This window comes from Faecalibacterium duncaniae (assembly GCF_010509575.1).
GTDB classification, from domain to species: Bacteria; Bacillota; Clostridia; order Oscillospirales; family Ruminococcaceae; genus Faecalibacterium; species Faecalibacterium duncaniae.
Window position 1 is genome coordinate 2,683,590 of sequence record NZ_CP048437.1, and the last position, 23,594, is coordinate 2,707,183.

Genomic DNA, 23,594 nt, shown 5'->3' on the forward strand with positions numbered 1-23,594 from the left:
ATCTTACCGGTTTCCTATGACGATTTCTTAGAACAAATGTAAAGAAACTGTGTTTCAGGCGTTTTTATCGTCGGCCAGCAGCTGATCGGTCAGCAGTTCAGCCTCCCGCAGCCAGTCGGCAGCATCCGTTTCACCCTCAGCCTGCAGGATCCGAAAGCCCTGCACGGCTTCAGCCACCTGCAGCAGCGCCTTTTTGCGGGAGAGGTACTGGGTCTCGTACTGGGCAAGACGCAGGCAGACCTGCGGGGTGTAGGCGATGTCCGGCACCTCCCGGGCAGCGCTCTGGGCGCGGCGGTAGTATTGCAGGGTCTCCGCCATCTCCCCGCCCGATGCGGCACAGTCATCTCCCAGGGCGATCATGGCCTGCACCTCCCCGGCCTGTGCGGCCTTTTTCCACATCCGCCGGGCCTGGGTCTTATTCTTCCGGGTACCCCGGCCATAATACAGGCAGTCCCCCAGGGCAGAAAGCGCCTCTGCGCTGCCCGCCTCGGCGGCGGCAGTGTAGCGTGCTACCGCTTCCTGCCAATCCCCGGCCCGGGCGGCGGCGTGCCCGGCTTCCAGCTCCTGAGCGCCGGGGTTGTCGCTTCCCCGCTCCGATTTCAGCAGCCCGCTGAGCAGGGAGACATCCAGCGTGGCAGAACTTGTCCACGGGTCCAGCACCACACCATCGATGCCGTCCGTTTCCAGTGCATACTCCATGGCGCTGCGCAGGCCGCGCTCCACCATGGGGCGGGTTGCGCTGGCTTTTTCCGCCTCGGCGTTCTTTACCGAGGTGAACAGCGGCAGATAGTTCCGCTCTTTCCGGGTGTGGAGCAGCCAGGGCGGCAGGCCCTCGGCCCGCTCCTCCGGGATGGGCAGGTGTGCCCAGGGTGCGGCCCCGCTCTGGGGGTCCACCGCCGCATCCAGCGGCACCAGCACCTTGGTCTGCAATTCCAGCGCATAGTTCAGGGCGTTCATCAGGCTCCAGAAATGTTCCTCGCTCTGTTCCCGGTACAGCCGCGCCACGGCCTCCTCCACAAACGGGCAGCCTGTGCCCACCGGCCCGTACTGCGGCGCAGTCCGCTTTTTTCCGCTGCCCACCGGCCGGAAGCGCCGACCGCCCATGTTGTATGCCATTTATCTCACCCTTCTTTTTCGTCAATAGGATAAGTATAGCAGGAATCCGCAAATTTCACAATATTTTCCCGCAGGCAGGCCGCACGCAAAAACAGCAGGCGGCTGCACATGGCCGTCTGCTGTCAGGTTCATTCATCTGCCGCATCATCTGCGCCATCCAGATAGTTCTCGATGCTGCCGATGCTGTACCGGTTCTCGTTGGCTTTCACGCTCCGTGCACTGGCATCGTAGCAGGCTTCCAGAATGGGCATCACTGGCTGCTGGCCCTCCGGGTCGGTCAGATGTCCGATGGCCCGGGCCTCATAGTAGTTGTCGATGATCTGGTTCACGATCCGTTTGCGGTCACGGAGCGGAGTCTGCAGGTTGGCCAGCAGCTCCTGCCGGATGCCGCAGCTGTTGCTGCCGTGGTCGCCGAACAGGATGTAATACTCCTGCTCGATCTCCAGCGGTGCAGCCTGATGCAGATAATAATCCGCCAGTGTCCTCCGCTTCTTTTCGGTGCTGAAGCCCTTGATATCCTCCGTGCCGCGCGGAAAGAGTTTCGGATGCCGGATCCACATTTCATAGGGCCCCACCGGCAGGTGCAGAGTATCGAATACATCCAGAAAATCCTCCAGCGCAATGCGGATCTCGCCCCGCTCCCATTTCTGAATGGTGCGCTTGTCCCGCCCCAGCATATCCGCAAGCTCCTGCTGAGATCTGCCCGCCACGTTCCGGGCAAAGGCAATGGCTTCCCCGATTCGGTTCCGGTAGTTGGACATATTCTTTCCCTCCTGACACACACTTGTACACCAGGCATTCCAACGTCTGGCGACATAAAATACTTTCCTCTGATAAAAGGATAATGGTTTGTCCCGCCTTCTGTCAAGAGTTGCAAATTCAATCACTTCACGTCAAATTTTCGTTAAATGTGTCATTCAAGCCGGGTAGCCGCCTTTTTTACAGAGATTTCGCCGCTCCGTGGGGCATCCGCCCCCTGTCTTAAACAACGTTCGGGCCATTTTGTCCTTTTTCACCTGCCGGAGGCGGCCGGATGTGTCAGGCACACCACAACACGCAACGCAAAATATTTTTTGCAAAAAATTCCTCTTCGGCAAGTTTTTCCCAGCGCATCTGTTTCCATACACGCAAAAACCGCCCATAGCCGTCAAAAACAGCCATGGGCGGGTGCTTTTTCTTTATGCCAGTTTATTCAGCCTTACGGCAACGTAGGGATCCGGGAGCTTGAGCTCGTCAGCAAGGTCGGCTTCAGATTCGTACTTCTCCGCCGCCATGCCCACCACAACGCTGCACACGTCAAAGCGTCCGGCGGGCGAAAGAGCCGTGACCTTGGCTTCTCCATCGGCAATGGCGGTCACCACGCCGTCCGCATCCACGGTAACGACACCGGGGTTGCTGCTGACCCATGTAATGGGCACACTGCCGCCGCCTTCCACCGCAACGGTGGCCGTCAGACGTTCCTGGGTGCCCACGGTGCGGAGCAGCAGGTCACTCTTGTTCAAGGTCACCTTGCCGATATCCGAAGTCACCGTGACGCTGCACCGCAAAGCCTGGCCGTTGGAGACCATTGCCGTGATGGTGGTGGTGCCCGCCGCCTGAGCCGTGACAAGGCCCTTGTCGCTGACTGTGGCAACCTCGGGGTTGCTGCTCATCCACTGGTAGACATAGAGGAAGGAGTGGTCGCTGTTGGTCAGCTGGAGCTGATGGGTGGGGTGCAGGTCATTGTACTGCAGCACAAGGCTCAGGCTGGTGGTATCCAGCGTGGGCTTTTTTCTGGCTGCTTCTTCATTTTTGCGGGTCACGGTCACCTTGCAGGCGGCGCGTTCGCCGTGGTCGGAGATGGCGGTGATGATGGCAGTGCCTGCATTGCGGCCCGTCACCTTGCCGTCGCCATCCACCGTGGCAACATTGGAGTTGCTGCTCATCCAGACGATAAAGTAATAATCGCTCTGGCCGCTGGTATACAGGTAGCCCTTGGGGCGGGGGTCATCATCGGTGATCTCCAGCTCCATCTCGGTCAGCTCCAGTTCCAGCTTGGAGCCGGTTCCGGTCAGGCCTGTCAGCACACCGGGCGCGGCCTGCGCGGGCAAAGGGGCAGCCAGCAGGGCCCCGCTCAGAGCCAGCAGGGCCAGAAGCCGCCCCGCGGTTTGGAATTTCCATTTCATTGGGTCGAACTTCCCTCCTTGTTTCATCCCATGGGATCAAAGGAATGCCGCACACATGGAAAAATTTCGCGTCCATGATTTTTCTCACTATTGATTTATTTTACACGTCCGGCCATTGTGGGTCAAGTTTTTCGCCCAAAGTGCTGTGCTTTCGCACCCGATTTCGTCGGGAATTCCAGTTTTTTCCGATTTTTTTGTGCAGAACATCAGGGCCAAAAAGCGCTCAGTCACCTCCGGTGACAGCTCCCCTGATAGGGAGGCCAGGTTCACGCGCTTTCTTCGGTGTAATACTGTGCCTGGGCGTTCCACAGTTCGTAATACTTTCCATCCGGCTCCCCCAGCAGTTCCTCATGGGTGCCCTGCTGGACGACCTCGCCGTGGTCGAACACGGCGATCTCATCACAGAACTTGCAGGAGGACAGCCGGTGGCTGATATAAATTGCAGTCTTATCGCCCGCGATCTCGTTGAACTTTGCGTAGATCTCCGCTTCAGCCACCGGGTCCAGGGCGGCGGTAGGCTCATCCAGCACGATGAAAGGTGCATCCTTGTACAGGGCCCGGGCAATGGCGATCTTCTGGGCCTCGCCGCCCGAGATGGTCACGCCATCCTCGTCCAAATCTTTATAAAGGCAGGTGTCCAGCCCCTTGGGCATCCGGGCCAACCGGTCGGAAAAGCCCGCTTTTTGCAGGCAGTCGGCGGCACGGGCGACATCATAATGCTGGGCCGTGGCAACATTCTGGCCCAGCGGCAGGGCGAACAGCTTGAAATCCTGGAACACCACCGAGAAGATATCCATGTACTCATCGTAGCGGTACTTACGGATGTCGATGCCGTTGAGCAGGATGACACCCTCGGTGGGGTCGTATAGGCGGCAGAGCAGCTTGATGAAGGTGGTCTTGCCGCTGCCGTTCATGCCCACCACGGCCAGCCGCTCCCCCACCTTGAAGGTCATGCTCAGGTGGCGCAGGGCATATTGCTCGCTGCCGGGGTACCGGAACGAGACATCCAGGAACTCCACGGTATACTGGCGGTCGCTCCGCTTTTCGGTGGTCAGGCTGCCCTTGTACATCTTGTTGGGCAGGTCAAGATAGTCATAGAGCGTTTTCAGGTAGGGGGCGTTGAATCTGCAGTCGCCCACGGCGGTGAACAGCCCGCCGATGCCCACAAAAAAGTTGGTGGCTGCGCCCACATACTGGGTCACAGCGCCCAGACCAAAGGCCCCGCCGTAGGCCTTCAGGCATACAAAGAGGTAGGCAAGACCCATGAGCAGAGCCGAAACGGCGTTGCCCGTGGCATTCAGGATGCCGAATTTCCCCTTGCGGGCCCGCTCAAAGGCAGGCATGGAGACGGCGGCGTGATCTTTCAAAAACTCGAACTGGTCGTACATCCGCACATCCAGCGCCTTTTTGTCATCCCGACATACCCCCATGAGGAAGGCCCAGAGCCGGTTGCCCCAGCGGCCCTCCTCCTCGATATCCGGGCTGCTGATGCCCGCGCTGGAAGCGCACACCGGCGAGAGCCACGCCACGGCCAGGATCAGCACCAGCACTGCCGGAACACAGAGCGGGCTGTTGAGGACTGTCAGCGGGCCGGCGGGCACCCTGGCCGTGAACAGCCCCACCGACAGCACCGCGCCGCCCAGAATACGGAATACCGCCGCGGATACACTGTCCAGCAGCGCCACAGCGTTAGGATTGCCGCCGCTGCAGAAGCTTTCGCTCTGCTGGATGAAATTGTAGAGGTCGTAGACCTGCTGGCTGTCCTCGTCGGCATAATCCATGGACATCTGCTTTTCCATAAAGCAGTCATGGCCCAGCTGCCAGTTCAGCTGTTCCCGCTCCACGCTCTTCCAGTGGAGCAGGACCGACCGCACCAGCGTGAGCAGAGCGGTCACGCCCAGCACCCACGCCACATCCACGGCAAGGGCCTGCGGGTCCCGCGCGTCCGACAGCTCAGCCACCAGCCGGGCCGAGAACCAGACCACGGCATAGGGGCTGACGGCATCCGCCAGTGCCCACAGCACGGTGGACAGCACAAAGCGGGGCGTATTTTTCCAGTAAAAGCACCAGGCCCGCAGGGTCAGCCGGACGCTTTCCTTCAGGGTCATTTTTTCTTCGTTCATACGGCCTTGCCCTCCTTGTAATATTTGCTCTGCACCGCAAACAGCTTGGCATAGCCGCCGTTTTGGGCCATCAGCTGGTCGTGGGTCCCCTCCTCGGCCACACGGCCGTTTTCAAGGAAGAGAATGCGGTCACAGAAACGGGTGGAGGCCAGCCGGTGGCTGATGAACAGGCTGGTGCGGCCCCGGGTCATCTCGTTGTACTTCTGGTAGATATCATCCTCGGCGATGGGGTCAAGGGCGGCAGTGGGCTCATCCAGCACAAGAATAGGCGCGTCTTTATACAGGGCACGGGCCAGCATCAGGCGCTGGGTCTGGCCGCCGGAGAACTCCACGCCGTCCAGATAGACATCCCGGCCCACATGGGTCTTGATACCCGCCGGGAGGGATGTGATTTTTTCCGTCAGCCCTGCCTGGTCAAGACAGTACCGCACCTTTTCCTCGTCGATGCCGTCCATGGCCTGGGCCACATTCTCGGCCACCGTGCAGGAGAGCACGCTGAAATCCTGAAAGACCGCTTCAAACAGCTTGTAGTAATCCCGGCGGTTATACTGCCGGATATCCTGCCCGTTCAGCAGAACACGCCCCCCGGTGGGGTCAAGGAAGCCGCAGATCAGCTTGACCAGTGTCGTCTTGCCAGCGCCATTCAAGCCCACGATGGCCAGGTTCTCGCCGGGGTGCAGTGTCAGGCTCATGTGGGCGATGGTGTTTTTCTCCGCACCGGGGTAGCGGTAGCTCACATCCTCCAGCTGCAGCTCATAGGGCATATCCAGCCGCTTTTCCAGCGGGATGCCCTCCTCAAACCGGAAGGGTTCCGGCAGCTCGAGGAACTCCCGGATGGTGGAGATGTCCAGGCTCTGCTTGCGCAGGAGGGCAAACTGCTCCATCAGGCCTGTGACCCACTGGGCAAAGCCGGAGGCCGCACCGAAGTAGAGCAGGAATTCCGACACCGGCAGGCCCCTGGTCACGGTGAGCCAGAGCAGATAAGCATAGGCCGCACCGTTGCGCACCAGCAGCAGGGCCAGGTCGATGAGGTTGGCGGTCAGGTAGGCGCGCTCCCGCTTTTCAAGAAAGGCATAGTTGAGCCGCAAAGCAGAATCGTACAGGTCAGTGAGCCACTGCCGCAGGCCGAAGATGCGGATATCCTTGCCGAACTCGCGTCCCTCGGCGGTGTTGCGCAGGTAATGCAGGCTCCGGGTGATCTTTGCCCCCTCCTCCCGGTGGCGGTAGCCCCACTCGTTGATATTCCTGGTGGAAAAATAGCTCACCACAGCGGTCAGGGCCGTCAGGACACAGAGCCAGGGGTTCAGCCCGGACAGCAGAGCCAGATACACCCCGAAGCCGATGAGATTTGTCATGATATCCGTCCAACTTTTCCAAAAAGCCTCGCCGGAAGCACGGTTGTTCATACAGGCATCGTGGCCCTTCTGATACATCAGACGGAAGGCTTCATCCAGCAGGTTGGCATAGGCCGTGCGGGTGCGCTTGGTGTTGACGCGCTTCAGCAGCTCCAGCCGCACGCCGCACCGGCCAAACATGGTGAGGTGGTCGATGTAGTAGCACAGCGCGGTCAGGGCAAACAGCAGGATGGTGAACCCGCCGATGGCACCCAGCAGCTGGCCCAGCGGCGCGCCGCTTTCCAGTTTGCCCAGCACCGCCGGGCTGATGAGCATTTCGGCAGTGGTCTTGCCTGCCGTGCAGACGGCCAGCAGCACCACCAGCAGCGGCACGCTCCGTCGGGTGTCCCAGGCCACCGAGAGCATGTAGGCAGTGTTCTGCCAGACATTGTATTTGGGCTTTGGCTTTTTGGTTTTCTCGTTCTTTCCCATTTTGGAATCCCCTTTCACTTGTCTGGCAATGATCCTAACACAAAAAATCGCCCCCAACACATTCCGGGGACGAAACGCCTGATTTGGGGGATGAATTGCAGGAACCTCTCCGTCAATGCTTCGCATTGCCACCTCTCCTAGTAGGAGAGGCAAGCCAGTAGCAGCGTGAACTTGGCTCCCCAATCAGGGGAGCTGGCGCGGAGCGCCTGAGAGGTTTACACCTGTGGAATCAATATCTCCGTCGTGAATGCCCCATCCTCGCTGTTGCGGCTGAGGTAGCCATCCAGCTTTTCCACGATGGCATCAATGCGCACCAGCCCGAAGCCGTGGCCCTCGCCCTTGGTGGTGACAAAACGGCCCGCAAGCTTTTTCTGCTTTTTAGTTGCCGTGAAATTGGTGAAGGAGATATAGAGCTGTGTGCCCTTCATATCCATATATACCCGGATGAGCCGCTCCTCCTCGGGCAGCTCCGCACTGGCATCCATGGCGTTATCAAAAAGGTTGCCCAGGATGCAGCAGAGGTCAAGCTCACTCATTTTCAGTTTGACCGGGATATGGGCATCGATCTGCACCGGGATATTTCGGCTCTTGGCAAGGGAGATCTTGCTGTTGATGATGGCATCAGCCATGGCGTTGCCGGTTTTTACAGCCAGATCAACAGTGTTCAGGTCGGTATCCAATGCATCCAGGTAGGCTTTGATGCCGTCCATATCCCCCTGTGCCGCCAGCACCTTCATGGTCTGGATGTGTCCCCGGTAATCGTGCCGCCATCCCCGCATCTGGCGGTACATGTTGTCCACCTCTTTGTAGTGGGTCTCGATGAGCTCCCGCTGGTAAGCGGCGATGCGTTTATCGAGGAGCTTTGAAAAGAATTTAAGTTTCATCATTAAGTCCTCTCAATGATTGCCCGGTTCAGGGGCTCATAGGCACCCCGGGGCAATGGGAGGGCGGTACCATCGGCCAGCACGACTTCCTTTTTGGTCACACGGCGGATCTGTTTCAGGTTCAGGATCATCCCCCGCCCCACCCGGAGGAAGCCTTCGTCCAGCTGGGCCTCGAACTCACCAAGCGTCCGCTTGACGGTGTAATCCTGCTTGGCATGAACCGTGACGTAATTCTGGTGCACGTCCAGATACCGCACCTCATACAGCGGCAGGCGCACCAGCTCGCCGGAAAGCTCCAGGTTCAGGCACCGGGCGTTGCGGCGGTGCTTTTCCCAGGCACGGTCGAGAACAGCAAAGAGCTTTTCGCGGCTGACCGGCTTCACCAGGTAGTGGAGGGCGGCCACGTCATAGCCCTCGGCAATGTAATCGGAGTAGCCGGTGATGAACACGATCTGCACGGCTTCATTCTCCTGCCGCACCGTTTTGGCCAGCGTCACACCGTCCGTGCCCGGCATTTCCACGTCCAGAAGTAATAGGTCAAAGCTTTTGTCCTCTGCGTAGCGAAAAAGAAAGGCATCCGCCGAGGCAAAGCGCTCACTCTCCACCTCAATGCCACGCTCTGCGGCCCACTGGTGCAGAATGCTCCCCACAAATTCAGCATCGGTCGTGCTGTCATCACAGATCGCGGCACGGTATGACATGGCGGCTTCTCCTCTCTTTCCGTAAACTCTGGGTAGAAGTATGACACACTTTCTCCCCGATTGCAACAAAAAAGAAGCGGCTGGCGCACCAGCCGCTTCTTTTTATAACGCTTAATAATTATGCTTCTTCAACTCAAAGTAGCTCTGGGGATGTGCGCAGACGGGGCACTTGAGGGGTGCGGACTTGCCGATGTAGGTATAGCCGCAGTTCCGGCACTGCCAGACCTGCTGTTCCTCACGGGCAAAGACCTTGTTGTTCTTCAGGTTCTCAGCTAGCTCACGGTAGCGCTCCTCGTGCTCCTTCTCGATCTGTGCCACCATAGTGAACAGGGCGGCCAGCTGGGGGAAGCCCTCTTCCTTGGCTTCCTTGGCCATGCGGGGATACATCTCGGTCCACTCGTCGTGCTCACCGCCGGCGGCCATTTCCAGGCAGGTCATGGTGTCGGGGATGGAGCCGCCGTTCAGGGCCTTGAACCACATCTTGGCGTGCTCCTTCTCGTTGGCGGCAGTCTCCTCAAAGATGGCAGCCAGCTGCTCATAGCCTTCCTTCTTGGCCACACTGGCGAAGAAGGTGTACTTGTTGCGGGCCTGGCTCTCGCCTGCAAATGCTTCCCACAGGTTCTGTTCGGTCTTGGTACCCTTGAGTTCCATATTCATGCTCTCCTTTTATGATGCGTAGTGTGCGTATCATCTCGCCGCCGGTGACCGCCGGGGCATTCCTTCTGAGAGTATTATACCAGAGTTCGCCAAGGAAATCAAGAATAATTCCTATTTATTTGAGAATTATTCTCAGTTGTGCTGTTTCAGGGCGCAGACCGCAATGCTCAAAGCACTCCAAGCTGCCTGATACATCAGGACAGCGGCCACCGACAGGGTGCCGATGCTGCCCGCGTAGGTCAGCAGAACACCGATGACCACCGAGAACCAGACCGAGACCATCTGCACCGTGGTGGCGCTCGTCTCGGCGTTCTGGGCCTTTTCCGCCGCGCGCAGGCCGCCGATCAGGCTGGCAAAGCCCTTATCATGCAGCATACAGCAGCGGGCAGTCTCGTCCGGCTGGGCAGGGGTCAGCGCGCTGCACTGTTCCTCATCCAGCAGGGTGATCATCCCCTCGGGCAGATGGTAAGCCTCGGTGATGTGGCGGGCCGTCAGGCTGGGGTCCTCACAGGTGACCAGCAGGCGGATGTTCTCCCGCTGCAGCACCTCCAGCCCGCGGGCGGCGTTGCGGCCGCCCACATAATGGAGCACGAACATGGCGTGCAGGCTGCCAGAAACAGCCAGATACAGGATCTGCAGCGCGCCGTTTTGGGAGTGCTCATCCTCGTACTCCTGCTCAGGCAGGGGCACCCCCTCCCGCTCCATGTACAGCCGGTTGCCGATGAGCACCCGGTTGTTATCGCACCAGGCGGCAAAGCCAAGACCGTGGTGGACCTCCAGATCCTTCACAGGGTACAGGATCTCGGTGCGGTCCTCGATGATCTGGCGGAACAGACCCCGCAGGGTCTCGCAGCTGTGGTTGAGGATACTGGCCGCATAGAGGATGGCACGGTCGATGCGGCCGCCCTTGAAGATGCGGATATCCTCCAGATTCACGCTGTCTGCGGTAAAGAGCTCGTCGGCATCCACCTGCACGGTGTCCACACCGCCCAGCTCCTCAATGGCAGCCCAGCCGGGCACCACGGCACCGGCGGCGGCTGCGGTCTTTTGCAGGCGCAGAGAAGCGATGCCCGCAACCAAGGTGGAGGACAGCGGTGCACCCATGCAGAGCATGGAGGTCAGGGCTGCGGCCATGCCGTTGGGCCCGCCGCCAAACAGCAGGAACACCAGCCCGCTGAGCACGGCGGCACCCAGCAGGATCAGGGCTGTCTTGCGGGCGCGGCGCTCACTGGCGCGCTCCCCGAAGCTCTGCTCCACCAGCGCCTCGTCCCACTGGACAGGGCGGCTGAGCAGCACCCAGGGGTCTTTCTGATCCAGGCTCCGGGCCAGCACCCGGATCAGGTCCTTATCCCGGACACGGAATGCGCCCTGCAGCCCCTCAGGGGATCGGGCGGCAAGGTCATAGCCGTTTCTGACGGCAGTCAGCAGGACACGGCTGCCCAGCAGGGCCAGGAACAGGCCCAGTGCGGCCACGCCGGAAAGCAGCGTCCAGCTGGAGTTCTGATAGCTCTGGGCGTTGAGCAGGGCGACCGCAGCCTGCACCAGCGCACCGCAGGCGGCCAGCGCCGGCATGGTGTCTGCACTGGGGCGGCCCTTGAGACCCTGCAGACCATCCCGCAGGACAGGCCAGCCCACAGCCAGCGCACCGGCCAGAAAGAGCAGGTTGGCGGCATAGAACGTCGCCGGAGCGATCACGGGGTCAAGGGAGGCCACAGGGGCCAGCAGCCCCTCGGCAACAAGGCCAAAGTGGAGCAGTACCACGGCAAGGATGCCCTCCAGCACGCACCGCAGCGTCAGCTCCGCGCCCATCCGGCGAAGCTTCTCTCCCACCTGCTCGGGCGTTTCCGGCTCGGCTTCTTCTTCAGGTTTCTCCTCAGCCTCCGGCGCGGCAGGGGCCGCTTCCTCAGCAGGCTGGGCCGGGGCCTCCTCTGCCGGGGCGGCAGGCCGGGCGGGCGCTTCGTCCTCTTCCAGTCCCATCAGCGGCAGGCTCATGCTGTCGTCCTTGCTGGGGGCCTCGGTGCGGGTAGGGGCCTGCGGCTCGTTCTCGTCCGCGCCCTTGCCAAAGAACTGGAACGCCGTTTCCGGTTCCGGCTCAACCTCTGGCGCGGCTTCCGGGGCAGACTTCGCCTGCTTTACCGACTGATCCTCGGCAAACACCATGGGGATGGCCGGGCCCTCAGGCGCTGCGGGAGCTTCCGGCTCCACGGCCAGCACCTCTTCGGGGGCATCCTGCACCTCCTCCACCGGGGCAGGCTTGGGGGTGCCATAGAGCATGGCCTTGAGTTCGGCCATCTCTGCATCCTCCTGCTGCTCCTGCGGGGTCAGGGGTTTCCGGCGGCAGGGCGGCTCCGGCTTTTTCTCGGGCTGGGGTGCAGGCCGGGGTTCCGGCTTCGGCGCTGCGGGGACTTCCGGCGCGGTGGGCAGAGCCACAGGCTCTGCTTCCTCCAGCTCTCCGGGCTCCAATGCCAGCTCCAGGCCGGCCTCTGCTTCTTCCTCATGGCCCAGCACGATCTCACCCGTGGGCGGCAGCTCATTCTGCACGGCCGGGGCGGCGGCTGGCTCCTCTTTGTCCTTTTCGCGGTGAAAGAGCTTGCCCAGCAGGCTGCCGGTATTCTCCTTTTCCTCATCGCGGCGCTTCATCTCTTCGGGCACCTGTGCCACGCTGGTGCTGAAAAACGTGCGGAACTTCTCGTTCTGCGCATCGATCTCTTCCTGTGTCAGCTCTTTGCGCTTATCATCCTTTGGCATCCTAGTCCCTCCCTGTTCTGGTCACGGCGGTCTGGCCGCTGTTTCTTACTCTGCGGCGCGCTGGCTCTGGATCTCGTACAGGATGATGCCAGCCGCCACCGAGACATTGAAGCTGTCCACACCGGTGCCCTGAGCGGCCATATCCAGCCGCACCACACCATCGCAGAGCTTTTTCACCAGCTGGGATACACCGCTGCCCTCGCTGCCCAGCACCAGTGCGATGGGGCCGGTCAGGTTGTTCTTGCGCAGGGGAACACCATCCATATCGGCACAGTAGACGAACACCCCCTGATCCTTCAGTCGGCGGATGGTCTCGCCGATGTTGGCCACGCGGGCCACAGGCAGGCGCTCGGCCGCACCGGCGCTGGACTTGATAACGGTGGGGGTCACGGATGCGCCGCCCCGCTTGGGGATGACGATGCCGTGGGCTCCGCACAGCAGAGCAGAGCGCATCACCGCGCCCAGATTATGGGGGTCCTCGATGCCGTCACTCAGCACCAGGAAAGGGGGCTCCCCCTTCTCTCTGGCAACGTTCAGCAGGTCCTCCACGGTCACATATTCGATCTCGCTGGCAAAGGCGGCCACGCCCTGGTGGCTCTCGGTGCCGGTCATCAGGCGCAGCTTGTTGGGATGCACCCGCTTGACCGTGGCCCCGGCCTCCTTGGCCATGGCGGTATAGTAAGCTGCCACGGCGGGGGCCATGCCCTCCGCGATCAGCACGGTATCCACGCCGGAACCGCTCTTGAGCAGCTCGGTCACGGGGTTTTTGCCGTAGACCAGGCTCTCATTCTTGGGCTGCTCCTCCGTGCTGCTGCGGCGGGGGCGGCGCGGCATTTTCTGTTCGTCCATTGATGTGTTCTCCTTCCATTCTATGGCAAGGCGGGCCGTTTGAGCCGCGCCATGGTTTCGTTCTGTTTCAGTTTTACTATATTTTGACACTGATACATTCTAAAGTATAGCATACCCCGGCATTCTTCGCAATGTTTGCCGAAGGCAAAAGTTTTCCACATTCAGCAGGCTATACAATCGGTAATTCGGCTCAAATTTTTCCACATGTTGAAAACCCGGTGGAAAATGTTCAAAAATCAAGTTTGTACGCCCACTTTCCGGGTGGAATTCCACAGTTTCCACCGAGTTTTCAACCTCCCAGGTTCGACACGCAAACTTTTCGCCGTACTTTTTGTAAAATTCAAGTCGGAATTGTGACAATTTTTTGAAGGGAGATCCAGTGGTTTTTGCCAGAATCTCCAACATCAAAATGCCCAATGTGAATTTGTGTTGAAAACGCCGCGGGAACCGCCTTGATTTTATCCTGTAATTGGGGTATACTACCCTTAGGTTCGTTAAAGGATGCGCAATCTTGTATCCAAAACGGCTTTTTCACCCCAAAATGATTTTGCGGAGGTAATGAATAATGTTGGTAAATGCAACCGAAATGCTGATCAAGGCACGCGATGGCCACTACGGTGTGCCCCAGTTCAACATCAACAATCTGGAGTGGACCAAGGCAGTCCTGACCGCCTGCGAGGAAATGAAGAGCCCCGTTATCCTGGGTGTCTCTGAGGGCGCAGGCAAATACATGACCGGCTTCAAGACCGTTGCCGCCATGGTCAGCTCCATGGTGGAGACCATGGGCATCACCGTTCCCGTTGCCCTGCACCTGGACCACGGCACCTACGAGGGCTGCAAGGCCTGCGTTGAGGCCGGTTTCTCCTCCATCATGTTCGACGGCAGCCACTACTCCATTGAGGAGAACGCGGAAAAGACCAAGGAGCTGGTCGCTCTGGCACACTCCAAGGGCCTGAGCATCGAGGCCGAGGTCGGCTCCATCGGCGGCGTTGAGGACGGCGTTGTGGGCGCTGGCGAGATCGCAGACCCCGCTGAGTGCGCAAAGATCACCGATCTGGGCATCGACTTCCTGGCTGCCGGCATCGGCAACATCCACGGCGTTTACCCCGCCAACTGGAAGGGCCTGGACTTTGAGGCACTGGACCGCATCCACAAGGCTACCAACAACATTCCTCTGGTCCTGCACGGCGGCACCGGCATCCCCGACGAGATGATCCAGAAGGCCATCAGCCTGGGCGTTTCCAAGATCAACATCAACACCGAGTGCCAGCTGGTCTTTGCTGAGGCCACCCGCAAGTACATCGAGGCTGGCAAGGATCAGCAGGGCAAGGGCTTCGACCCCCGCAAGCTGCTGGCTCCCGGCGCTCAGGCCATCGTTGACAAGTGCAAGGAGAAGATCGAGCTGTTCGGCTGCGCAGGCAAGGCCTGAGCCGAAGCGCATCTCCTGAGCACATTCCCGCCCCATAAATGATACTGCCCCGCTGTTCTGTGATGCACAGAACAGCGGGGCATTTTTTTGTAAGCCAGTCCGCAAAAAGGGGGCTGCTGCACCGGTTTTTCCCGTGTGCCGCAGCCCCTCTTCTTTACTGGTTCAATTTTGCAAACGCTTCCCGCACATCGCCGGAGAAGTAGAGCGTGCCCAGCGCGCACACGGGGCCGGTGCCCCCAAGGGCGACCGCCCGGGCCACACCGGCTTCAATGGTGGGAGCAGGCTCAGCCCTGCCGCCCCGGGCGCGGATCTGTTCGGCCAGCGTCTCAGCGGGCATGGCGCGGGGGGTATGGGCCGCTACGGTGACGAACTGCCCGGCCAGCGGCAGGAGTAGTGCCAGCATCTCGTCCACATCCTTGTCCGCCATGATGCTGAGCAGGAACACGAACTTCTGCCCCGGAAAGCGGTCCCGCAGGCTCTGCACGGTGGCCCGCATTCCGTGGGCGTTGTGGCTGCCATCCAGCAAAAAGGCGGGCGAATGCCGCAGCAGCTCGAACCGGCCCGGCCAGCGCACCTGTTCCAGACCGGCACGGATGGCACTGTCCGGGATGTTCCAGCCCCGGCTGCGCAGCACCCGCAGGGCCGTAATGGCCGTGGCGGCGTTCCGGGGCTGATAGCTGCCGATCAGGGGCAGGCGGATGCCGTTCAGGCCGTCAAAATCAAAGGTGACAGCATCCAGATCCCCGTCCTCGATGGTCAGCCTGCTGAGATCCACCACGGTCAGCGGCGCGTGCCGCTCTGCCGCCGTACGGGCGATGACGGCATCGGCCTCGGGCACACCGCCATAGCTCACCACCGGACTGCCCGGCTTGATGATGCCCGCCTTGGCCGATGCGATATCGGCCAGGGTGGGGCCCAGCTCCTTCACATGATCCATGCCCAGCGCCGTGATGACCGCACACTCCGGCGGGTCGATGACGTTGGTGGAATCCAGCGTGCCGCCCAGGCCCACCTCCAGCACCACGATGTCGCATTTCGTCTCAGCGAACCAGAGCATCCCCAATGCCGTGATGATCTCGAACTCGGTGGGGATATCGGTCATGGCATCGGCAGCGGGCTTCACACGCTCCACCAGCCGCACCAGCGCCTCGTCCGGGATCTGTTGGCCGTTTACCTGAATGCGCTCGTTGAACCGGTTGATAAAGGGCGAAGTATACAGGCCCACCCGGTAACCCGCCGCCTGCAGGCAGGAAGCCAGCATGGCCGCCGTGCTGCCCTTGCCATTGGTGCCCGCCACATGGATGAATCTCAGCTGCTTGTGCGGATCTCCCAGTGCGGTCAGCAGGGTCCGGGTGCGGGTCAGGCCCGGCTTGTGCCCCGCCCACTGGACGGCATGGATATAGTTCAGCGCTTCTTCATAGTTCATTGTGCAATGCCTCGGATCGTTTTGTTTTCCAGCAGCAGGCGCACCAGCACGGTGTTCACCGCCGCCAGGACCAGCGCGTTTGGAATGCGGGTCACCAGCACGCTCCACGGATAGTTATAGAAGAGGTGGAGTGCCAGCGAGTTGATGACAATGGAGCCCACCGCATGGCCGGCAAACACGCTGATCTGGGTGCGCAGGCCCAGCCGCAGGTTGGGCAGGGCGCGCCAGAGAAGGCCCGCCGTCAGGCCGATGGAGCCAGCCCCCAGCGTGATCAGCGGGTTGATGGCGTAGCCGGAAAGGGTGCCGCCGATCATATCGGCCACTGCACCCACGGCAAAGCCCTCCACCGGCCCGAACAGCACAGCGGCCAGCAGGGTGGGCAGGCTGCCCAGGTTGAACCGGACAAAGCCGGTGGAAATGCTCAGCACCCGGGCAAACACGATGCTCATGGCAGTGAGCAGGGCCAGCATGGTGAGCTTGCGGACGGAATTTCTGGAATGGTTCATATCAATTGTCCTCCCCTGTTTCGGGAACCGCGGGGCAGGCAATGCAAAACGCCCTCCCCTGTGACAAACCGCACAAAGGAGGGCGTGATTCAACGGTTCACATCCAGACGGGGCCGCAGACGGCCCCATCTGCACCCAAGTCCATGCAGCAGCGGGATGCAGGCCATGCACCGCGGGTCTTACCTTCGTCCGCAGCACAACTCCCCGTTGATGCGGCACTTAACGCGCATGGCCTTACTCTGTTGATGGTCTTATTATATGCCTTTTTCCGGCCCATTGCAACCACAACTCCCATCATCTTTCCCAATTCGCGGGGCAGATTTTTGGCGGGGTGCACAATTCCGGCCTACACAAAAAGCCCTCCGGTGCGTCTCGTCCCGGAGGGCTTTGGGGTACAAAAGGTCTGGTCAATTACTGCACATCGGTCAGCTCAGCCAGCTTGTGGAAGATCTCGGTGTTGTCATACACGCCGCGGAACTTGTCTGCCCCCTGACCACGGGCGTAGAGGTTCACCATGGCACCGGTGTGGGCGTAGGTGGTGTGGTCCACACCGGACTTGTGGTTGATGGTGTGGCAGATGGCCATGCTGAAGGGGATGTAGGTGCCATACAGCTCGTAATCCTGCTGGCTCATCTTGCTCTGGCTGGAAGAGCCGACCTTGAGGGTGCGCTCGTAAGCGGTGCGCAGGTTCTCCACCTCGTAGTCGGTCAGCAGCAGCTTGCCTGCGCTGGCGGCATCGGGGTCGGTGGGCAGGGTCAGGCCGAAGTTTGCCTTCACGTCCTGCATAGCGGTCTCAAAAGGAGTCTGATTCTTCACGTAGTTGTTCACATAGGTGGAATCGAACTTTGCGTAGGACATCTTCTGGTGGGCCAGGTTGGTCAGGAAGGTATCGTAGTTGGTGGTCTTGTAGCCAATGCCCAGACCACCGGTCTCGTGGTCAGCGGTCACCAGGATCAGGGTGTCGTCGGGGTGCTGGGCATAAAACTCCACAGCGGCCTGCACTGCGTTGTGCATCTCGATCACATCATGGATGGAGGCAGCGGCATCGTTGGCGTGGCAGGCCCAGTCGATCTTGCCGGACTCCACCATCATAAAGAAGCCGTTGCTGTTGTCCAGCAGCTCAATGCCCTTGCGGACATAGTCGGTCAGCTGCCACTCTCCCGGAGCAGCATCCATGGCGTAGTTCATGGACTTGCCGTCGGCCAGGTTCTCGGCAATGATCAGGGTCTTGCCGGCCCCGGCCTTCAGGGCAGCAGCACCGGCCTGGGTGGTGACAACATGGTAACCAGCCTGTGCAGCCACCTCGTGGTTGTTGGGGTCGGTGCCATCGCCGTTCACCTTCTGGAACTCGCCGCCTGCGAAATACTCAAAGCCGGAGTTTGCCAGCTCCACGCCGATCTGATAGTAGTTCTTGCGGGTCTTCTGGTGTGCATAGAAGGCAGCAGGGGTAGCGTGGTCAATATTCACCGTGGAAACAATGCCAACCTTGTAGCCCTTCTGCTTATGGAGCTTCTCCGCAATGGTCTCATAGGGCACATCACGGGTCCAGGGGCACATATTGATGACACCGCTCTCGGTCTTTTTGCCGGAAGCGATGGAGGTGGCGGTGGAAGCGGAGTCCGGGCAGAAGGAGGTGCTGTCGTAGGTGGTCACGCTGCCCACCTCCGGGAACTGGGTAAAGCTCAGCTCTGCCTCGGTGATGGCACCGTTGTTGGTGACAGTGCCCTGATAGAACCGGGCAGACTGGATCTGGGCAGTGCCCATGCCATCGCCGATGAACAGGAAGATGTACTTGGGCTTCTTCTGGAACAGGCCAAAGCAGTTCTCCTCGTCAGCTGCGGTGGAAGCGGCCGGAGCGGCAGCGTTTGCAGCCACAGGGGCAGCAGTCATCAGACCGGCGGCAGATGCCACAGCACCCACTTTCAGGAAGTTGCGGCGGGACATTTTATGTTCTTTCATACGATAATTCCTCTCTTATCCTGAGCCCTCCCGGGCCCTGTTGCAATGTATCTTGGGAACGGTTCTATTGTACCCGTTCGGAGAAAGAGGGGAAACCATGGTAAGGCAAATCTTAGGTAAACCTTGGGCAATGAAAAACAGGAATTGGTAAAAAACAGGTGGTCTTTGTAAAATCGGATTGTTCCTGCCCGCAGGCACTTTTATTCCGTCAGGATTCGCCCCGGATCGGTTGCATCCGGTGGGCAAATCGTGTATACTGTAACCCGATTTTTATTTGCGGAGGGAGGGGTGCACATGTCCGTTTTGTGTCTGGGCGAAGTCTGGCTGGAGCTGAACGCCGCCACGGCTCCGGAACTGACGGAGACATTCCGGGCGCAGACCGGCGGCTGGGGTGCAGGCTTCTGCCGCCAGTACGCCGCATTGGGCGGGCAGGCGGCTCTGCTGGCCCAGCTGGGAGCCGACCCCTTTGGCCGCAAGCTGGCGGCCCAGCTTGCCCGGGATGGTGTGGATTGCTCCCTGCTCTGCTTCACGGATGCCTTCCCCACACCGGTGGTGTTCACCGGAGAGGACACCGCTCTGCCCTACCGTGCCCACACCGCCGGGCTGGCCCTTGGGCCGGAACAGCTGGAGGCCGCCCCGTTCCGGGGAGCCTCTGCCTTCTGCTTTTCCTCCGCCGGGCTGGTGGACAGCCCCCTGCGGCTGGCCCACCTCGAAGCCCTTGCCGCCGCCCGGGATGCCGGGGCGCTCTGCTGCTATCTTCCCCGGCTGGCGCAGGCCGCGCCCTACTGGCCGCAGCGGGAGGCCCTGTGCCAGACCGCCCTGCAGTTTCTTGACCGGGCAGACGTTCTCTTTTTAGAGGAGAGCGACCTGCTCCTCCTCTTCGGCTCCCGGGAGCTGCGCACAGCCCTGTTTGCCCTGTTCACCGGCCATGTGCAGCTGATCTTTTTCTACAAAAAGGACAGGATTCTCGCCTTTACACGCAGTGTTATGGCTTCTGCCGCAAAAAAAGACCAGAGCCCCGCTCTGGTCTTGTATCGGATGGAGAAAATGATGCTCCCTGTCTCCTCTCTGCCCAGATTAAAGGAATCTGAGCTGAACGCGCTGATCGGATAGCCACCTGCCGCTGAGATGGCGGCGGAAGCCAAACAAAAACAGCCAGCGCCGTGGAAAGGAGGAGAAAGCGGCGCTGGCTGTGTATGAGAACTCCCAAACATTTGCGGCTGTCAGGAGATGGTTGGTAGTCTGTCCGCTGCCTTGGCTATTGCCTCGCATCAGCAGGGGACAGTGTTTTTTAAAGGGGCCGCGCCGCCCGGTTTCTGCCGGAGATGCGCGGTTTTCATTGCCTGCATGGCATCTTGGGAGGATGTTTTTCTGTTCCTCCCTGACTGCACCCTTATTGTACAGGATAAAAATGGAGTTTCTTTGTGAGGAATTTGAACAAATTGAAAATAAACGGAGCCGCTGCACATCATTTTGTACAGCGGCTCCGTTTTTTACGACTTTTCTTTAATTTTCGGCCAGATTACCGGTGTAGAGCTGGTAGTACTTGCCCTTCTTGGCGATCAGCTCGTCGTGGCTACCGCGCTCGATGATGCGGCCCTGCTCCAGAACCACGATGCAGTCTGCATTGCGGACGGTAGACAGGCGGTGGGCAATGACAAAGCTGGTGCGGCCATACATCAGGCCGTCCATGCCCCGCTGGACCAGCGCCTCGGTGCGGGTATCAATGGAGGAGGTCGCCTCGTCCAGGATCAGCACCGGGGGATCGGCAACTGCGGCGCGGGCAATGGCCAACAGCTGGCGCTGGCCCTGCGACAGGTTTGCGCCGTCGTTGGTCAGCATGGTGTTGTAGCCATCGGGCAGACGCTTGACAAAGCCATCGGCATTGGCCAGCTTTGCGGCGGCAATGCACTCCTCATCGGTGGCATCCAGACGGCCATAGCGGATGTTCTCCATGACCGTGCCGGTGAACAGGTGGGTATCCTGCAGAACGATGCCCAGAGAGCGGCGCAGATCGTCCTTTTTGATCTTGCGGATGTTGATGCCATCATACCGGATCTTGCCGTCTGCGATATCGTAGAAGCGGTTGATCAGGTTGGTGATGGTCGTTTTGCCGGCACCGGTGGAGCCGACAAAGGCGATCTTCTGGCCCGGGCGGCCATAGAGGTTGATCCCGTGCAGAACAGTCTTTTCCGGCACATAGCCAAAATCGACATCGGTAAAGGTGATGTCGCCCGCCAGCTTGTGGTAGGTGGTGGTGCCGTCGTGGTGGGGATGCTTCCAGGCCCAGATGCCGGTGCGCTCGGTGGTCTCCACCAGCTCGTCATCCTTGCCATACTTGACGTTGACCAGGGTGACATAGCCCTCGTCGGCCTCGCTGGTCTCGTCCATCATCTTGAAGATACGCTCCGCACCGGCCAGTGCCATGATCACGCTGTTGGCCTGCATGGACACCTGGCTGATGGGCATATTGAAGCCCTTGTTCAGGCTCAGGAAGGCCATCACGGTACCCAGGGTCATGCCGCCGACATTGCCAACGGCCATGGCTGCGCCCGCCAGAGCACAGACTGCATAGCTGATATTGCCCAGCTGTGCGGTAACGGGCATGATGATGTTGGCGTAGTTGTTGGCCTGCTTGGCGCTTTCCTTCAGCTTATCGTTCAGCTGCCGGAAGCCATCCAGAGCCTTCTGCTCGTGGGTGAACACCTTGACGACCTTCTGGCCCTCCATCATCTCTTCGATGTAGCCGTTCACCTTACCCAGATCCTTCTGCTGGGCCACAAAGTACTTGCCGCTCATGGAAGTGATCTTCTTGGAGCAGAACAGCATCAGGGTCACCATCAGCATGGTGACAACGGTGAGCTGCCAGCTCATCAGGCACATGCTGGTGAACACGGACACGATGGTGATGGCGCTGGACACCAGCTGGGGGATGCTCTGGCTGATCATCTGGCGCAGGGTGTCCACATCGTTGGTGTACACCGACATGATGTCGCCGTGGGGGTGGGAGTCAAAATACCGGATGGGCAGGCTTTCCATGTGGGTGAAAAGCTGGACGCGCAGGTTGCGCAGGGTACCCTGGGTCACGTTGACCATGATACGGGCGTTGAGCCATGCGGCCAGCACGCCGATGGCATAGATGCAGCCGATGCGCACCAGTGCGCCTGCCAGCGGGCTGAAGTCCGGCGTGGCCTGCTTGGTCATGGGGACGATGTAATCATCGATCAGGGTCTTGAGGAAAAGGCTTGCCTGCACATTTGCCAGCGCGCTGACGATGATGCAGACCAGCACAAGGATGCAGTGGGGCAGATAGTGCTTGAACACCTCATCCATGATCCGCTTGAGCAGCTTGCCCGGGTTCTCGACCTTCGGCTTGGGGCCGCCCATCCTACGGGGGCCGGGGCCCTTTACTTCTTTCACCTGTGCCATTACTGCTCACCTCCCTGCTTGTCAAAATCGCCGCCGCCCTGGGTCTGGCTGTTGTAAACTTCCTGATAGATCTTGTTTGTCTTGAGCAGCTCCTCGTGGGTGCCCAGGCCGTTGATCTGGCCGTTGTCCAGCACCAGGATGCGGTCTGCATCCTGCACGGAGGAGATGCGCTGTGCAATGATGATCTTGGTGGTACCGGGGATCTCCTCCCGGAAGGCCTTGCGGATCTTGGCATCGGTGGCGGTATCCACGGCGCTGGTGCTGTCGTCCAGGATCAGCACCTTGGGCTTGCGCAGCAGCGCGCGGGCAATGGTCAGGCGCTGCTTCTGGCCGCCGGACACGTTGGAGCCGCCCTGCTCGATCCAGGTATTGTACTTGTCGGGGAAGCGCTCGATGAACTCATCGGCGCAGGCCAGCTTGGCCACCCGGATGCACTCTTCCTCGCTGGCGTTCTCATCGCCCCAGCGCAGGTTGTCGAGGATGGTGCCGCTGAACAGAACGTTCTTCTGCAGCACCATGGAGACTTCCCGGCGGAGGACATCCAGGCTGTAATCCTTAACGTCCACGCCGCCCACCTTGACAGAGCCGGTCTCGGCATCATACAGGCGGGGGATCAGCTGCACCAGACTGGATTTTGCACTGCCGGTGCCGCCGATGATGCCCAGCGTCTCGCCCGGCCGGATGCTGAAGGTGACATCGTTCAGGACAGGCTGGCCGGAGCCGTGCTTATACTTAAAGGTAACGTGGTCAAACTCAATGCTGCCGTCTGCCACCTGCTGCACCGGCTGCTTTGCCGGGGGCAGGTCAGTGGTCTCGTCCAGCACTTCCACGATACGGCGGGCAGAAGCGGCGGACATAGCGATCATCACAAAGGCCATGCTCAGCATCATCAGGGCCATCAGGATGTTCATAATGTAACCGAACAGGGCGTTCAGCTGGCCGGTGGTGATCGCACCATTCAGGACATAATGTGCGCCGAACCAGCTCAGGGCGATGTTGCAGCCGTACACAGAGACCAGCATGGCGGGATTGTTGAAGCTCAGACGGCTCTCGGCGTGGACGAACTGCTTGTACAGGCTCTCGCAGGCCTTGGTGTACTTCTCGTTCTCAAAGTGCTCCCGGACAAAGCTCTTGACCACGCGGATGGCCGAGACATTCTCCTGCACGGAGGCGTTCAGGTTATCGTAGTTCTTGAACACCTTGTCAAAGATGCCGAAGGTGGGAACCATAATGCCTGCCAGCACTGCCACCAGGAACACGATCGCCACCAGGAACACCATGGTCAGCGAGCGGCTGATCATGGAGGCCATGATGAGCGCGAAAACCAGATGGACGGGGGCACGCACGCACATGCGCTCGATCATCTGGAACGCGTTCTGCAGGTTGGTCACGTCGGTGGTCATACGGGTGACCAGACCGGCCGTGGAATACTTGTCGATGTTGGAGAACGAGAAATGCTGGATGTTCTCATACATCGCATCGCGCAGGTTGCCTGCAAAGCCGGTGGATGCCGTGGCAGCAAACCTGCCGGCCAGCACGCCCAGCAGCAGGGCAATGGCCGCCACCAGGAAGGTGAGCAGGCCGTACTTGATAACGGCGTTCATATCGCCCTTTTCAATGCCCTGGTCAATGATCACGGCCATGATGGTGGGCAGCAGCACATCCATGATGGCTTCCAGAGCAGAGAAGATCGGTGTCAGGATCGCGGCGCGCTTGTACTCGCCCAGATGTGACACAAGTTTTTTGATCATCTGTTGTAATCCTCCTGAAGTTTAT

Annotated in this window: 18 protein-coding genes and 1 riboswitch; of the genes, 2 read left to right on the forward strand and 16 right to left on the reverse strand. The window is 60.0% G+C overall.

Going from position 1 to position 23,594, the window contains the following annotated elements; genetic code table 11:
* Positions 1-54 precede the first annotated feature (54 nt).
* The 11 genes from GXM22_RS12865 to rlmB all read right to left on the reverse strand — a co-directional run bounded on the left by GXM22_RS12865 (position 55) and on the right by rlmB (position 13,069).
* The gene (locus GXM22_RS12865) at positions 55-1,116 is read right to left on the reverse strand and encodes an SseB family protein (RefSeq protein WP_005935229.1); all 1,062 of its coding nucleotides are present in this window, start codon (positions 1,114-1,116) and stop codon (positions 55-57) included.
* Positions 1,117-1,244: 128 nt separating this feature from the next.
* Complete coding sequence (locus tag GXM22_RS12870; protein ID WP_005935227.1) at positions 1,245-1,877, reverse strand: helix-turn-helix domain-containing protein; 633 nt, start codon at positions 1,875-1,877, stop codon at positions 1,245-1,247.
* Between the two features lie 277 nt (positions 1,878-2,154).
* Complete coding sequence (locus GXM22_RS15370) at positions 2,155-2,277, reverse strand: hypothetical protein (RefSeq protein ID WP_005935225.1); 123 nt, start codon at positions 2,275-2,277, stop codon at positions 2,155-2,157.
* Positions 2,278-2,294: 17 nt separating this feature from the next.
* A complete protein-coding gene (locus GXM22_RS12875) occupies positions 2,295-3,281 on the reverse strand; it encodes an Ig-like domain-containing protein (RefSeq protein WP_035394831.1) in 987 nt (328 codons plus the stop codon).
* 266 nt (positions 3,282-3,547) lie between these two features.
* Positions 3,548-5,404: an ABC transporter ATP-binding protein gene (locus tag GXM22_RS12880; protein WP_005935219.1), complete on the reverse strand. Its 1,857-nt coding sequence runs from the start codon at positions 5,402-5,404 to the stop codon at positions 3,548-3,550.
* Complete coding sequence (locus GXM22_RS12885; RefSeq protein WP_035394829.1) at positions 5,401-7,230, reverse strand: ABC transporter ATP-binding protein; 1,830 nt, start codon at positions 7,228-7,230, stop codon at positions 5,401-5,403. The genes GXM22_RS12880 and GXM22_RS12885 overlap by 4 nt, the downstream gene beginning before the upstream one ends.
* A gap of 215 nt (positions 7,231-7,445) precedes the next feature.
* Positions 7,446-8,117, reverse strand: a complete 672-nt coding sequence (locus GXM22_RS12890) for a sensor histidine kinase (RefSeq protein ID WP_005935216.1) — start codon at positions 8,115-8,117, stop codon at positions 7,446-7,448.
* Positions 8,117-8,815 carry a LytR/AlgR family response regulator transcription factor gene (locus tag GXM22_RS12895; protein WP_005935214.1) on the reverse strand — a complete coding sequence of 233 codons (699 nt, stop codon included), beginning with the start codon at positions 8,813-8,815 and terminating at the stop codon, positions 8,117-8,119. The genes GXM22_RS12890 and GXM22_RS12895 overlap by 1 nt, the downstream gene beginning before the upstream one ends.
* A gap of 111 nt (positions 8,816-8,926) precedes the next feature.
* Positions 8,927-9,466: a rubrerythrin gene (rbr, locus tag GXM22_RS12900; RefSeq protein WP_035394827.1), complete on the reverse strand. Its 540-nt coding sequence runs from the start codon at positions 9,464-9,466 to the stop codon at positions 8,927-8,929.
* A 138-nt stretch (positions 9,467-9,604) separates the two neighbouring features.
* Positions 9,605-12,220, reverse strand: coding sequence for a hypothetical protein (locus tag GXM22_RS12905; RefSeq protein WP_005935210.1), 2,616 nt, complete (start codon positions 12,218-12,220; stop codon positions 9,605-9,607).
* A gap of 45 nt (positions 12,221-12,265) precedes the next feature.
* The gene (gene rlmB / locus GXM22_RS12910; RefSeq protein WP_005935208.1) at positions 12,266-13,069 is read right to left on the reverse strand and encodes a 23S rRNA (guanosine(2251)-2'-O)-methyltransferase RlmB; all 804 of its coding nucleotides are present in this window, start codon (positions 13,067-13,069) and stop codon (positions 12,266-12,268) included.
* 565 nt (positions 13,070-13,634) lie between these two features.
* Between rlmB and fba the strand changes: the two genes are divergently transcribed.
* Positions 13,635-14,498: a class II fructose-1,6-bisphosphate aldolase gene (gene fba, locus GXM22_RS12915; RefSeq protein WP_005935203.1), complete on the forward strand. Its 864-nt coding sequence runs from the start codon at positions 13,635-13,637 to the stop codon at positions 14,496-14,498.
* Between the two features lie 154 nt (positions 14,499-14,652).
* On the opposite strand, the gene GXM22_RS12920 is transcribed toward fba, so the two are convergent.
* The 3 genes from GXM22_RS12920 to GXM22_RS12930 form a co-directional block, all read right to left on the reverse strand.
* Positions 14,653-15,924 carry a bifunctional folylpolyglutamate synthase/dihydrofolate synthase gene (locus GXM22_RS12920; RefSeq protein WP_005935201.1) on the reverse strand — a complete coding sequence of 424 codons (1,272 nt, stop codon included), beginning with the start codon at positions 15,922-15,924 and terminating at the stop codon, positions 14,653-14,655.
* Positions 15,921-16,430, reverse strand: coding sequence for a folate family ECF transporter S component (locus GXM22_RS12925; protein WP_005935200.1), 510 nt, complete (start codon positions 16,428-16,430; stop codon positions 15,921-15,923). Before GXM22_RS12925 ends, GXM22_RS12920 begins: the two co-directional genes overlap by 4 nt.
* A gap of 147 nt (positions 16,431-16,577) precedes the next feature.
* Positions 16,578-16,674: riboswitch (THF riboswitch) on the reverse strand.
* 167 nt (positions 16,675-16,841) lie between these two features.
* Complete coding sequence (locus tag GXM22_RS12930) at positions 16,842-18,389, reverse strand: alkaline phosphatase (protein ID WP_005935196.1); 1,548 nt, start codon at positions 18,387-18,389, stop codon at positions 16,842-16,844.
* A 294-nt stretch (positions 18,390-18,683) separates the two neighbouring features.
* Between GXM22_RS12930 and GXM22_RS12935 the strand changes: the two genes are divergently transcribed.
* Positions 18,684-19,502, forward strand: a complete 819-nt coding sequence (locus tag GXM22_RS12935; RefSeq protein ID WP_005935194.1) for a PfkB family carbohydrate kinase — start codon at positions 18,684-18,686, stop codon at positions 19,500-19,502.
* Between the two features lie 393 nt (positions 19,503-19,895).
* Here GXM22_RS12935 and GXM22_RS12940 read toward each other — a convergent pair whose 3' ends face one another.
* Together GXM22_RS12940 and GXM22_RS12945 are read right to left on the reverse strand one after the other, a co-directional pair.
* Positions 19,896-21,818, reverse strand: coding sequence for an ABC transporter ATP-binding protein (locus GXM22_RS12940; RefSeq protein WP_005935190.1), 1,923 nt, complete (start codon positions 21,816-21,818; stop codon positions 19,896-19,898).
* On the reverse strand, positions 21,818-23,569 hold the full coding sequence (locus GXM22_RS12945; protein WP_005935188.1) for an ABC transporter ATP-binding protein: 1,752 nt from the start codon (positions 23,567-23,569) through the stop codon (positions 21,818-21,820). Before GXM22_RS12945 ends, GXM22_RS12940 begins: the two co-directional genes overlap by 1 nt.
* Between the last annotated feature and the right edge of the window lie 25 nt (positions 23,570-23,594).